The 13,471-nt window shown below is 60.6% G+C and carries 8 protein-coding genes; 1 reads left to right on the top strand and 7 read right to left on the bottom strand.

The features are described 5' to 3' along the window. Positions 1–138 precede the first annotated feature (138 nt). Positions 139–639, top strand: coding sequence for a DUF523 domain-containing protein (locus tag V1572_RS17720; RefSeq protein WP_395299428.1), 501 nt, complete (start codon positions 139–141; stop codon positions 637–639). A gap of 161 nt (positions 640–800) precedes the next feature. On the opposite strand, the gene yegQ is transcribed toward V1572_RS17720, so the two are convergent. From yegQ to V1572_RS17685, 7 genes are all read right to left on the bottom strand, one after another. Continuing rightward, entirely contained in the window at positions 801–2,162 is a 1,362-nt protein-coding gene (gene yegQ, locus V1572_RS17715; protein WP_008500866.1) for a tRNA 5-hydroxyuridine modification protein YegQ, read from the bottom strand. Between the two features lie 168 nt (positions 2,163–2,330). Next, entirely contained in the window at positions 2,331–3,053 is a 723-nt protein-coding gene (gene baeR / locus V1572_RS17710; RefSeq protein ID WP_024908120.1) for a two-component system response regulator BaeR, read from the bottom strand. Beyond that, positions 3,050–4,453 carry a two-component system sensor histidine kinase BaeS gene (gene baeS, locus V1572_RS17705; protein ID WP_039025016.1) on the bottom strand — a complete coding sequence of 468 codons (1,404 nt, stop codon included), beginning with the start codon at positions 4,451–4,453 and terminating at the stop codon, positions 3,050–3,052. The genes baeR and baeS overlap by 4 nt, the downstream gene beginning before the upstream one ends. After that, entirely contained in the window at positions 4,450–5,865 is a 1,416-nt protein-coding gene (locus V1572_RS17700) for an MFS transporter (protein ID WP_262796455.1), read from the bottom strand. The genes baeS and V1572_RS17700 overlap by 4 nt, the downstream gene beginning before the upstream one ends. Further along, on the bottom strand, positions 5,866–8,943 hold the full coding sequence (gene mdtC / locus V1572_RS17695) for a multidrug efflux RND transporter permease subunit MdtC (RefSeq protein ID WP_395299427.1): 3,078 nt from the start codon (positions 8,941–8,943) through the stop codon (positions 5,866–5,868). Continuing rightward, positions 8,944–12,066, bottom strand: a complete 3,123-nt coding sequence (locus V1572_RS17690; RefSeq protein ID WP_395299426.1) for an MdtB/MuxB family multidrug efflux RND transporter permease subunit — start codon at positions 12,064–12,066, stop codon at positions 8,944–8,946. Beyond that, positions 12,066–13,268: an MdtA/MuxA family multidrug efflux RND transporter periplasmic adaptor subunit gene (locus V1572_RS17685; protein WP_048028298.1), complete on the bottom strand. Its 1,203-nt coding sequence runs from the start codon at positions 13,266–13,268 to the stop codon at positions 12,066–12,068. Before V1572_RS17685 ends, V1572_RS17690 begins: the two co-directional genes overlap by 1 nt. Between the last annotated feature and the right edge of the window lie 203 nt (positions 13,269–13,471).

Genomic DNA, 13,471 nt, shown 5'->3' with positions numbered 1-13,471 from the left:
CGCTGCTCCCTTTTTTAGCGTTAGTAAGAGTGTATAGCAGAGAGGAAAAAAGCGGGTAAGAACAGGATGAAAGGAACAAAATAAGCCCGAAAGCGCGTTACACTCCAGCGATGATATTAACGTAATCACAGGAAAGTGATGATGAATAAAATTTTGGTAAGCGCGTGCCTGATGGGCTTCAGGGTTCGTTATAACGGAAGTGAAAAAGCGAGAATGAACGCGCAACTCGCTCGCTGGCAACAGGAACAACGTCTGGTTATCCACTGCCCTGAACTGGCTGCCGGGCTGCCTGTACCGCGTCCTCCGGCAGAGATTATGTCCGCTGATGGCAAAGACGTAATGCGCGGGCAAGCCAGAATTATTGAAAATACCGGGCAGGACGTGACCGCACATTATCAGCTTGCAGCCTGGCTTGCGCTACGCGCTGCTCAGGAGTCGGGGTGTAGCGCTGCATTATTAACCGATGGCAGCCCAACGTGCGGCAGTGAGTTTATTTATGACGGATCGTTTCGCGGCATACATCAAGCGGGGAAGGGGGTTGCGGCATCGTTGCTCGCAGAGCATGGGATCGCCGTGTTCTCAGAGAAGCAAATCGACGAACTCATTGCCTGGATTGAGGAGAGAGAAGGCAAAAAATAAGCCCGCGTAAGGGAGATTACGCAGGCTAAGGAGGTGGTTCCTGGTACAGCTAGCATTTATGGGTTATGTTTTTCAGCGGGGGGATAATACCCGTATTGAACGAAGCGGTATGTGATCCGATTCTAAGAATTATCCCAGCGCGAAAAAATTTCCCTGATTGACTATTTGCCGTGTGGGTTACGGGTGCTTTCACCGTTGAAGTTACGCATCAGCAGCGCGAACTTCAGCTCCACCTCTTCCGGAACCGGCAGCCAGACGGTATGCCCGTCACCCGGCGCCACCTCAATCGCTTCGCCTTTGCCATTTTCCAGATGCTCCAGCGTGAAGTTCATGTTGCCCTGCGGGGTCATCAGCTCCAGGCTGTCGCCTTTGGTGAACTTGTTTTTCACCGCGACGGCCGCCAGCGCGCCTTTACGCTCGCCGGTGAAGTCACCGACAAACTGCTGGCGCTCGGAAACGGAGTAGCCGTGCTCGTAGTTCTGGTAGTCGTCGTGGGTATGACGGCGCAGGAAGCCTTCGGTATAGCCGCGATGCGCCAGGCCTTCCAGAGTTTCCAGCAGGCTGGTATCGAACGGTTTACCGGCGGCCGCATCGTCGATGGCTTTGCGGTATACCTGCGCGGTACGCGCGCAGTAGTAATAGGATTTGGTGCGGCCTTCAATCTTCAGGGAGTGCACGCCCATCTGGGTCAGGCGCTCGACGTGGGCGATGGCACGCAGATCTTTCGAGTTCATGATGTAGGTGCCGTGCTCGTCTTCAAAGGCGGTCATGTACTCGCCCGGACGTTTGGCTTCTTCAATCATAAACACGCTGTCGGTTGGCGCGCCGATGCCCAGCGTTGGCTCAACGTTGGTTACCGGGATCGGCTCATGCTTGTGGACGATGTTGCCGATGTCATCCTCTTTGCCTTCCTGAACGTTATATTCCCAGCGGCAGGCGTTGGTGCAGGTGCCCTGGTTCGGGTCGCGCTTGTTGATGTAGCCAGAAAGCAGGCAACGGCCGGAGTAGGCCATGCACAGCGCGCCGTGAACGAAGATTTCGATTTCCATATCCGGCACCTGGGTGCGGATCTCTTCGATCTCTTCCAGCGAAAGCTCGCGAGACAGGATGACGCGGGTCAGCCCCATCTGCTTCCAGAACTTCACCGTTGCCCAGTTGACGGCGTTAGCCTGTACGGAGAGGTGGATATCCATCTCCGGGAAGTTCTCCCGAACCAGCATGATTAAACCCGGGTCCGACATGATCAGCGCGTCCGGCCCCATATCCACCACCGGCTTCAGGTCACGGATGAACGTTTTCAGCTTGGCGTTGTGCGGCGCGATGTTGACCACCACGTAGAATTTTTTACCCAGAGCGTGCGCCTCGTTGATGCCGAGCTGCAGGTTCTCGTGGTTGAATTCGTTATTACGTACGCGCAGCGAGTAGCGCGGCTGGCCCGCATACACGGCGTCGGCGCCATAGGCGAAAGCGTAACGCATATTTTGCAGCGTTCCCGCCGGGGAAAGGAGTTCCGGTTTAAACATGTTTGTTCTCGTTCTGATGACAGGTCAGATCCGCGTGCACCAGGTGCAGCGGTAAGGGGAGATCCCCCACTTTAAGGGCGGGCATTGTAGCGCTGCGGGGCAGGGAGGTAAAGTTATTGTGCCGGGCGGCGGCTTCGCCTTACCCGGCCTGGATTGACCCTCTGCTGGCTAGGCTATCCTGCACGCATCCGCTTCCCAGCGATACCCCACGCCATACACCGCGCGGATAAACGACTGCTCGGCGTCCAGCGCCTCCAGCTTGCGGCGCAGGTTTTTAATGTGGCTGTCGATGGTGCGGTCGGTCACCACGCGGTAATCGTCGTACAGGTGGTTCAGCAGCTGTTCGCGGGAGAAGACTTTTCCCGGCTCGTGGGAGAGGGTTTTCAGCAGGCGGAACTCCGCAGGCGTCAGGTCCAGCAGCTTGCTGCGCCAGCTCGCCTGAAAGCGGCTTTCGTCGACAATCAGCGGGCTTTCGGCGTCCAGCACCTGAAGCTCGCGCTGCGGCCTGCAGCGGCGCAGAATGGTTTTCACGCGGGCGACTACCTCGCGCGGACTGTAGGGCTTGCAGATATAGTCGTCCGCACCGATTTCGAGCCCCAGCAGGCGGTCAATCTCTTCAATTTTGGCGGTGACCATGACGATCGGCACGTCGGAGAAGCGGCGAATTTCCCGGCACAGGGTCAGGCCATCGGTCCCGGGAAGCATCAGATCCAGCAGGATCAGGTCCGGCGGGGTCTGGCGCACGTAAGGCAGCACCTGGTCGCCGTGGCTTATCAGTGACGGGGCATAGCTGGCCGCGCGTAAATAGTCGATCAGCAGCTGTCCCAGCTTGGGTTCGTCTTCGACGATCAAAATGCGCGGCGTGTTTTCGTCAATCGGTAACTCGGTCATACTTCTCTCGATAAATCCCGTTCCAGAGGTAACTCTACTGTAATGCTAACCCCGCCAAAAGGCGAATGGGCGGCGCGGATCGTGCCATTATGCGCCTCGACGATGTTAACGCAAATCGCCAGCCCCAGACCGGATCCGCCACTGGCGCGATTGCGGGAGCCTTCGGTACGGTAAAAACGTTCAAACAGTTTTTCCAGCTGCGCGTCCTGCACGCCGGGTGCGGAATCCGCGAAGGTAAGGGCAAAGCGCCCGTTTTCCTGTCTGCCGGAAATCAGCAGCCCGCCGCCGCTGTCGGTATAGCGCAGGCTGTTTTCCAGCAGGTTGTTGAACAGCTGCATCAGCCGATCTTTGTCGCCAAACACCACCGCGCTGTCCGGCAGGGAGAGGTCGATTTTCAGGTTGCGGCTGGCAAAGCGTTCGCGGAAGGCGCCGCTCGCCACCTCCAGCACGTTAATGACGTCTACGGGCGCCTTCTGGTAGGCCAGTGCGCCTTCGTCGGACATGGAGAGCTGGTGGAGATCGTCCACCAGCTTGGTGAGCGTGCCCACCTCCGCCTGGAGGGAAGCCACCGATTCGGGCGTAAACTGGCGCACGCCGTCCTGAATGGCCTCGAGCTCGCCGCGCAGCACCGCCAGCGGCGTACGCAGCTCGTGTGAAATATCGGCCATAAAGTCGCGGCGCATCTGCTGGTTTTTCTCAAGCGTGCTGGCGAGCTGGTTAAAGTCCTGCGCCAGCTTGCCCAGTTCGTCCTGGCTGCGGGTATCGACGCGGGTGGTGAAATCCCCGGCGGCGAGCTTGTGCGTGCCTTCCACCAGGCGTTTCACCGGGGCGAGCAGACCGCGCGCCAGCGGGAAGGTGGCGAGCGCGGCGAGCAGCGTGGAGAGCGCGACAATCAGCCAGCTTGTGCGACGCTGCTGGCGGTCAAAGTTGATGTCGGTGTTGCGCGTCAGGCGCTCCACCGGGGAGGCGATCACCCAGCCAACGGTGGCATTATTGACTTTAATCGCCCGCCGGGTGCCGTCCGGCGGTATCGGCGCGCGCGGGCCAACCAGGGGGCGCATATCCTGGTCGATTACCCAGAACTGGGTGCGCCAGCCGTGCGGCGGCATGCCCGGGCCCGGACGATCGTCGCCGGTATCGTGCTCCAGCGAGCGCAGGATCTGGAAAATAAAGCGATCATTGTTGCGCAGAAAACGCCAGTTGCCGTGCTGGGCGTACTGTTCACTCAGAGCATCACTTAAGCCCTGCAAACGCTGCTCATTGCCATGCTTGATGTAATCAATAAAGCCGCGCTCGAAGCTGACCCGCACCGCCCAGTGCATGGTGATCAGCAGGACGATACAGGTGGCGAAGATCGCTACAAAGAGCTTGCCGGTAATACCCGGACGCCAGAATTTCATGAGCCACTCCTTTTGCCGCGCCTGATGACGACGTTCTTGCTGGTATCATCCGGCACCCGGGCGAAGATGAAAGCGGGCAGGGCGATAATGATCGCCATGCTGAGGTAGGTATACATAAAGACCTGATGCGCCACCGGCGTGTCGACGCTGAGGTGGTGCTGACCGTACATGCCGAGCAGCAGGCCGGCAATCGTGACACCCACGCTCATGGAGAGCTGCATCACCATCGACAGCAGGCTGTTGCCGCTGCTCGCCAGATCGTCCGGCAGGTCTTTCAGGGTCAGGGTATTCATCGACGAGAAGCGCATGGAGTTGATGATCCCCTGGCAGAACAGCACCAGCGGCAGGAGGTAGTACCAGCCCATCAGCGCCACGGCCATAAACAGCAGGCTGACCAGCGCCAGCCCCAGCGTGGCGGCCACCAGCACGTGTCGATAGCCAAAGCGGTTCACCACCTGCACCACAATGCGCTTCATTCCCATGCTGCCGAGCACCATCGGGATCATCATCAGGCCCGCGTGGAATGGCGAAAAACCCATGCCAATTTGCAGAAAAACGGGCGTCATAAACGGCAGCATCCCGCTGCCGATGCGTCCGGCGAAGCTGCCAGACAGGCCCAGACGGTAAGTGGGGTTTTTAAACAACGCAAGGCTGAACAGCGCCTTGTCGTTTCCTCTGGCGTGCCACAGATACCACAGTATGGCGGTAACACCGAGCGCGATCAGGAGCCCGAGCGTCAGGGGCGAAATCCCCAGTCCTTTTTGCCCGTCGAGCGCCAGGGTAAGCGTGGCCATACCCGCCGCCAACAGGATAAAACCTAAGAAATCAAAGCGCCGGGTCTGCATTTTGTAGTTCGGCATCAGCGTCAGGGTGGCCATCGCGCCGATGATGCCTACCGGGAGGTTGATTAAGAAGATCCAGTGCCAGGAGGCGTACTCCACCAGCATGCCGCCCAGCGCCGGGCCCAGCAGCGGCCCCACCTGACCGGGCAGGGTGACAAAGGTCATCGCCGCCATGTACTGCTCGCGCGGCACAATCTTCATCACCGTTAACCGCCCGACGGGCACCATCATCGCCCCGCCGATGCCCTGCAGCACGCGCGCCATGACCAGCTGGTCGAGGGTATTGGCCTGCGCGCAAAACAGCGAGCCGGTGGTAAACAGCACGATGGCGGTAAAAAAGATATTCCGCACGCCGACCTTATCGGCCAGCCAGCCGCTGGCGGGCAGCATCACGGCAACCGTCAGCACGTAGGAGACAATCACCATGTGCATATGCAGCGGGCTCTCCCCCAGACTTTTCGCCATGGAGGGGAGGGCGGTGTTGACGATGGTCGTATCCAGCGACTGCATAAAAAAGCCGAAGGCGACTATCCATAATTGCCAGCGAACGTTAGCGGGGAGGTCTGTCATCTACTCAGTCACCGTGGTTCTGTTTTTACGCGAAAAGCGCAGCCGCAGGCGGTCGAAGAACAGATAGACCACCGGCGTGGTGTACAGCGTCAGCAGCTGGCTCATCACCAGGCCGCCGACGATGGTGATCCCCAGCGGCTGGCGCAGCTCTGAGCCGTCGCCGCCCGAGATCACCAGCGGCAGCGCGCCAAACAGCGCCGCCAGGGTGGTCATCATGATCGGACGGAAGCGCAGCAGGCAGGCCTGGAAGATGGCCTCTTCCGGCGAGAGGTTGCCGTTGCGCTGGGCGTCCAGCGCGAAGTCCACCATCATGATGGCGTTTTTCTTCACGATGCCGATCAGCAGCATGATCCCGATGAGCGCGATAAGGCTGAACGGCGCGCCGAACAGCTCCAGAGCCAGCAGCGCCCCCACGCCCGCCGACGGCAGCGTCGAGAGGATGGTCAGCGGGTGCACGTAGCTCTCATACAGCACGCCCAGCACAATATAGACCGTGGCGATGGCGGCCAGAATCAAAATCACCTGCGAGTTCATTGTCTCCTGGAATACCTGCGCGGTCCCGGCGAAGCTGCCGCGGACGGTAGACGGCACGCCAAGCTGGGTCATCGCGCGGTTGATTGCATCGCTGGCCTCAGACAGTGACGAACCGGCGGGTAGGTTAAAGGAGATGGTCGATGCCGCCGACAGCCCCTGATGGTTCACCGACAGCGGCGCGTTGGCAGGCTGCCAGCTGGCAAAGTACGAGAGCGGAATCGCCTTGCCGTCGTTGTTAATCACAAACATTTTATCCAGGGCGCTGATGTCCTGGGTGTAGCGCGGGTCAACTTCCATCACCACCTTATACTGGTTCATCGGCTGGTAGATGGTGGAGATCTCGCGCTGGCCGAAGGCGTTGTTCAGCAGGCTGTTGGCGGCTTCAACGTTGATGCCCAGCCGTGACATGGTTTCACGGTCGTAGGTCAGGGCCATCTCGGCGCCGTTGTCCTGCTGATCGGAGTTTACGTCCGCCAGTTGGGGAAGGGCGGCCAGCGCCTTGCGGATCTTCGGCTCCCACTCGCGCAGGGCGGCCAAATCGTCCGAGAGTAATGTGTACTGATAGCTGGCGTTCGCCTGTCGCCCGCCGACGCGGATATCCTGAACGGCCATCAAAAACAGGTTTGCCCCCGGCTCTTTGGCGAGCTTCACCCGCAGGCGGTCAATCACCTGCTGGGCGGTTTCGTTGCGCTCGCCGCGCGGTTTCAGGGTAATAAACATCATCCCGCTGTTGACGCGCGACCCGCCGGTAAAGCCGGTCACGTTATCCACGGCTTTGTCTTCACGAATGATCTTCATAAAGTCCTGCAGCTTGCCGCGCATGGCCTGGAACGAAATGCTCTGGTCCGCCTGAATGCCGCCCATCAGCACGCCGGTGTCCTGCTCCGGGAAGAAAGTTTTCGGGATGGTGATATACATCCACACGTTGAGCACGATGGTGCCTATCAGCACCAGGCCGACCAGACGCGTATGGTTCAGCACCCACTTCAGCGATTTACCGTAGCCTTCCTGCATTGCCATCAGGAAACGGCCAAAGCCTTTGCGGCGCGGCTGCGAGTGCGGTTTGCTGCGCTTGAGCATCCAGCCGCACATCATTGGCGTCAGCGTTAGGGAGATCGCCAGCGAAATGCCGATCGCGACGGAGAGGGTGACGGCAAACTCGCGCAGCAACCGGCCCGGCAGCCCGCCCATCAGCAGCAGCGGCAGGAACACCGCCACCAGCGACAGGCTCATGGAGAGCACCGTAAACCCCACCTCGCGCGTGCCCTGCAACGCAGCCTGCAGCGGCTTCACGCCCGCTTCCAGATGGCGGGAGATGTTCTCCAGCACCACGATGGCGTCATCCACCACGAAGCCCGTCGCAATCGTCAGGGCCATCAGCGACAGGTTGTTGAGGCTAAACCCGCACAGATACATGGCGGCAAAGGTACCGATCAGCGAGACCGGCACGGCCACCGCCGGGATCAGCGTCGCGCGGCCAGAGCGCAGGAACAGGAAGACCACCAGGATCACCAGCGCGACGGAGATCACCAGCGTTTGCTCGACCTCTTCCAGCGAGGCGCGAATGGTCGGGGAGCGATCCTGGGCAATTTGCAGATCGATTGCTGCCGGGATGGTCTCCTGCAGGTCCGGAAGACGGGCGCGAATGCTGTTCACCGTCTCAATAATGTTGGCCTCCGGCAGCTTGCGGATCATCAGCAAAATCGCCGATTTGGCGTTGGTCATCCCGGCGTTGCGCACGTCCTGCACCGAGTCGGTGACGCTGGCCACGTCGCTTAATCGCACCGCCGCGCCGTTATTATAGTGGATGATGAGCGGTTGATATTCCGCCGCGGTTTTCAGCTCGTCGTTGGTATGGATCTGCCAGCGGTGGCTGTTATCCTCAATCGCCCCCTGCGGTTTACGCACGTTGGCGTTGCTGATGGCGGAGCGCACGTCATCCAGCGACACGCCCTGGTTAAACAGCGCCTGCGGGTTTAACCCCACGCGCACGGCGGGCAGGGAACTCCCACCGACGCTCACGTCGCCGACGCCGTTAATTTGTGAGATTGTCTGCGCCAGCTGGGTAGACGCAAAGTCGTACAGCTGCCCCTGCGAGTACGTATCCGAGGTCAGCGTCAGGATCATGATCGGCGCGTCGGACGGGTTGGCCTTTCGGTAGGTCGGACGGCTCGGCATCCCGCTCGGCAGCAGGCTCTGTGCGGCGTTAATGGCCGCCTGTACGTCGCGCGCCGCGCCGTTGATATCCCGGTCGAAGCTGAACTCCAGAATGATGCGTGTACTGCCAAGCGAGCTGCTGGATGTCATCTCGTTGACCCCCGCAATCCGCCCGAGTGAACGCTCCAGCGGCGTGGCAACGGACGAGGCCATGGTTTCCGGCGAGGCACCCGGCAGCGAGGCGCTGACCATGATCACCGGGAAATCCACCTGCGGCAGGGGCGCTACCGGCAGCAGCCGGAAGCCCAGTACGCCGCAGAGGGTAATGGCGAGCGAGATTAATATCGTCGCCACCGGGCGATAAATGAAGAGGGCGAAAAACTTCACTTATGCCTCCTCTTCACGTTTCGGGAAGCGGCTTTTGGTCCACAGCGCCAGGCGGTCAAACAGCAGGTAGATCACCGGCGTGGTGAACAGCGTCAGCACTTGGCTCACCAGCAGACCGCCGACCATGCCGATACCCAGCGGACGGCGCAGCTCCGCGCCGACGCCAGTGCTCAGCATCAGCGGTAGCGCACCCAGCAGGGCGGCCAGCGTGGTCATCAGAATGGGACGAAAACGCAGCAGGCAGGCCTGGAAAATCGCATCGCGCGGCGACATGCCCTGCTCGCGCTCGGCGGCCAGGGCAAAGTCGATCATCATGATGGCGTTTTTCTTCACGATCCCGATGAGCAGGATAATGCCGATGATGGCAATCACGTCCAGCTCGCTGCCCGCCAGCATTAATGCCAGCAGTGCCCCTACGCCCGCTGTCGGCAGGGTAGAGAGGATGGTGATCGGGTGGATAAAGCTTTCGTACAGCACGCCGAGCACGATGTACATCGCCACGACCGCCGCCACGATCAGCCAGATGGTGTTGCCCAGCGCAGCCTGGAACGCCAGGGTGCTGCCCTGGAACTGAGTCTGAATGTCGGACGGGAAGCTGAGATCTTTCTCAGCCGCCTGAATGGCCTCCACCGCTTCACCCAGAGAGTAATTGTCCGGCACGTTAAAGGAAATGGTGGTGGACGGGAACTGATCCAGATGGTTAATCGACAGGGGGGTATAGCGTTCTTCCACCGTGGCGATAGCGCTCAGCGGCACAATGCCGCCGTCTTTGCTGGTCAGGCGCACCGAGTCCAGCCCCGCCAGGCCCGGCGTATTTTCGGTGTTGTGCTCCAGCACCACGCGGTACTGGTTCGCCTGGGTGTAGATGGTGGAGATCAGGCGCTGACCGAAGGCGTTGTACAGGGCATTATCCACGTCCGCCATGGTAATACCCAGACGGCTGGCGGCGTCGCGGTTGACGTTCACATACGCCGCCAGCCCTTTGTCCTGCCAGTCGCTGCTGACGTCCGAGAGCTGCGGCAGGGTTTTGAGTTTATCCACCAGCTGCGGCACCCAGGTACTGAGGGCATCCAGCGAGGTGGCCTGCAGCGTGAACTGGTACTGCGTGCGGCTGACCTGGGTATCGATGGTCAAATCCTGAATCGGCTGCAGGTAAAGCTCAACGCCCGGCACGCGCGCGACGGCGTTTTGCAGCCGCTCAATGACGGCGTTGACGCGATCGTTGCGCTCATTCAGCGGCTTGAGGTTGATCTGCAGGCGCGCGCTATTGAGCGACGGGTTGGTGCCGTCGACGCCCACGTAGGAGGTCAGGCTCTCGACCGCCGGATCTTTCATAACAATCTCAGACACCTGCTGCTGGCGCTGCGCCATATTGGCGAAGGAGACCGACTGCGGGGCCTGAAGCGTGCCCTGAATAATGCCGTTGTCCTGGATGGGGAAGAAGCCTTTCGGAATGAAAATCCACAGCATCACGCTGAGTGCCAGGGTTCCCAGCGCTACGCCCAGCGTGGTCCACGGGTGGTTGAGGACTTTCGCCAGCACGCGACCGTAGGCGGCAATAATGCGCTCGAACATGCGCTCGGAGGCGCGGGAGAAGCGGTTTTGTTTGCGCAGGGACTCGTGGCTTAGCATGCGGGCGCACATCATCGGTGTCAGGGTCAGCGACACCACGGCGGAGATCAGAATGGCGACCGCCAGCGTCACGGCAAACTCGCGGAACAGCCGCCCGACGATATCGCCCATAAACAGCAGCGGGATCAGCACCGCAATCAGCGAGAAGGTCAGCGAGATAATGGTAAAGCCGATCTCGCCCGCGCCTTTCAGCGCCGCGGCCAGCGGCTTTTCGCCTTTCTCGATATAGCGCGAGATGTTCTCGATGACGACGATAGCGTCATCCACCACGAACCCGGTGGCGATGGTGAGCGCCATCAGCGTCAGGTTGTTGATCGAAAAATCGAGGAACACCATCACCGCAAAGGTGCCGACCAGCGAGAGCGGCACGGCGACGGCGGGGATGATGGTCGCCGGAACGTTGCGCAGGAACAGATAAATGATCATCACCACCAGCGCAATCGCCAGCATCAGCTCGAACTGGGTGTCGGTGACCGACGCGCGAATGTTGGTGGTACGGTCGGATAGCACCTTCACGCTGACCGATTTCGGCAGGCTTTCGATCAGCTGCGGCAGCATGGTGCGGATGCTGTCGGCGGTTTCGATAATGTTGGCACCCGGCTGGCGCTGCACGTTCATCACGATCGCCTGCTGTTTGTTGGCCCAGGCTCCCAGCCAGCTGTTCTCCGCGCCTTGTTCTACGGTCGCCACGTCGCCCAGACGCACTGGCGCGCCGTTCTGGTAGGCGATAATCAGCTGACGATATTCGTCGGCGGACTGCATCTGGTCGTTGGCGGAGAGCGTCACGGCGCGGGTTGGGCCGTCCAGCGAGCCCTTCGCCGAGTTGACGTTCGCGTTGCTGATGGCGCTGCGGATGGTTTCGCTGGTGAGCCCCAGCGCGGCAATGGCCTGCGCGTTCAGCTTGACGCGCACCGCCGGGCGCTGGCCGCCCGCGAGGGTGACGAGGCCAACGCCGGACACCTGAGAAATTTTCTGCGCCACGCGCGTTTCGACCATGTCTTCGACCTGGGTCATCGGGATGGCGGAGGAGGTGACGGCAAGCGTCATGATCGGCGGATCCGCCGGGTTCACCTTGCTGTAGACCGGTGGGTTAGGCAGGTCTGACGGCAGCAGGTTGGTAGCGGCGTTGATGGCGGCCTGCACCTCCTGCTCGGCGACGTCCAGCGACAGCGTCAGCTGGAACTGCAGCGTCACCACGGATGCCCCGCCAGAACTCTGGGAGGACATCTGTTTTAGCCCCGACATCTGGCCGAACTGGCGCTCCAGCGGGGCGGTAATGGCGGACGTCACCACGTCCGGGCTGGCCCCGGGATAGAGAGTGACAACCTGAATGGTTGGGTAATCCACCTCCGGCAGCGCCGAGACGGGCAGGAAGCGATAGCCGATAATCCCGGCGAGCAGGATCGCCACCATCAGCAGCGTGGTGGCGACAGGACGGAGGATAAACAGGCGTGACGGCCCACCTGTAGAGCCCGGCGGCAGCACCTGCATCAGGAGGTCGCTCCCTGTTTCGCAGGTTCAACCACTTCCACTTTGGCCCCTTCGGTCAGGCGGTCAATGCCATCGGTGACCACGCGGTCGCCTGCGGAAAGCCCGGCGCTGATGACCACCGTCTGGCTGTCCTGAATTCCGGTTTTTACGAGATGCTTGCTGACTTTATTGTCGCTGTTAAGCACCCAGACAAAGTTACCTTCATTACCCATCTGCAGCGCAGCGGTGGGGATCACCACCGCGTTCTCTTCGGTCGCGACCAGCATGCGTGCATTGACGAACTGGTTCGGAAAGAGGGCATCATCCTGGTTATTAAAGCGCGCCTTCAGCTTGATGGTGCCGGTGGTGGTGTCGATCTGGTTATCCAGACTGAGCAGGGACCCTTCACTCAGTTTCTGCTTGTTGGTGCGGTCCCAGGCTTCCACTACCAGGCCTTTACCGGCTTTTTGCGCCTGCATGACGGTCGCGATATCGCTTTCCGGCAGGGTAAAGACTAAATCAATCGGATGGGTCTGGGTGATCACCACGATGCCCGTGGTGTCGCCACTGGAGATTTGGTTGCCGATATCGACCTGCTTCAGGCCGACGCGTCCGTCAATCGGCGCGGTGATGCGGCTCCAGTCCAGCTGCAGCTGGGCGCTGGCCACGGCGGCTTCGTCCGCTTTGATCGTGCCCTGCGTTTCACTGACCAGCGACTGCTGGGTATCCAGCTCCTGACGGGACACCAGGTTTGTTTTCACCAGCTGCTGGTAGCGGGCTAAATCGCGCCGGGCGTTGGCGAGGGTCGCGTTGTCTTTCGCGAGCTGTCCCTGCGCCTGGGCGAGGGCGACCTTAAACTGGCTCGGGTCGATTTCCGCCAGCAGGTCACCAGCCTTAACCTGCTGACCTTCCTGGAAGTGGATCGCAATGAGCTGGCCGTCGACGCGGCTGCGCACCGTGGCGGTGTTGGCGGCGGTAATGGTCCCGAGACCTGTGAGATAGCGAGGAACGGCTTTATTCACCGCCGTCGCCGCCTGAACCGGCGCCAGGGCGCCGCCGCGCATTCCATGACGCCCTCCGCCCGTGGGGCGCTGAGCCTGGCTGGTGGCACCGGCAGGTGCGGCGGAGTTCGCGGATTGGCTGTGCCAGTACCAGGCGGCGGCAAGGGCCACCACAATGATGCCAGCGGCGATTGCCCAGCGGGATTTGTTACTGCCTTTCATCGTTATACGTTCTCATCCTGAATACTTCGGGGAATGATACTAGTTTAGTCAGGCAACACAGCGGAAAAATGGAGGAAATATGGAAGACTGTCGGGAATTGTCTGAGTGTTGCCGGGTGACGCTTCGCTTACCCGGCCTACAAGGTAAATGCGAACGGCAACGGAAGTTGCCGTTTTTGGTGTTTTGTGGGAGAGGACCAGACC

It is taken from the genome of Enterobacter quasiroggenkampii (assembly GCF_043972695.1).
Taxonomy (GTDB): Bacteria; Pseudomonadota; Gammaproteobacteria; order Enterobacterales; family Enterobacteriaceae; genus Enterobacter; species Enterobacter quasiroggenkampii.
The sequence above is the reverse complement of the archived record's forward strand: the minus strand, read 5'-3'. Positions and strand labels throughout refer to the sequence as shown.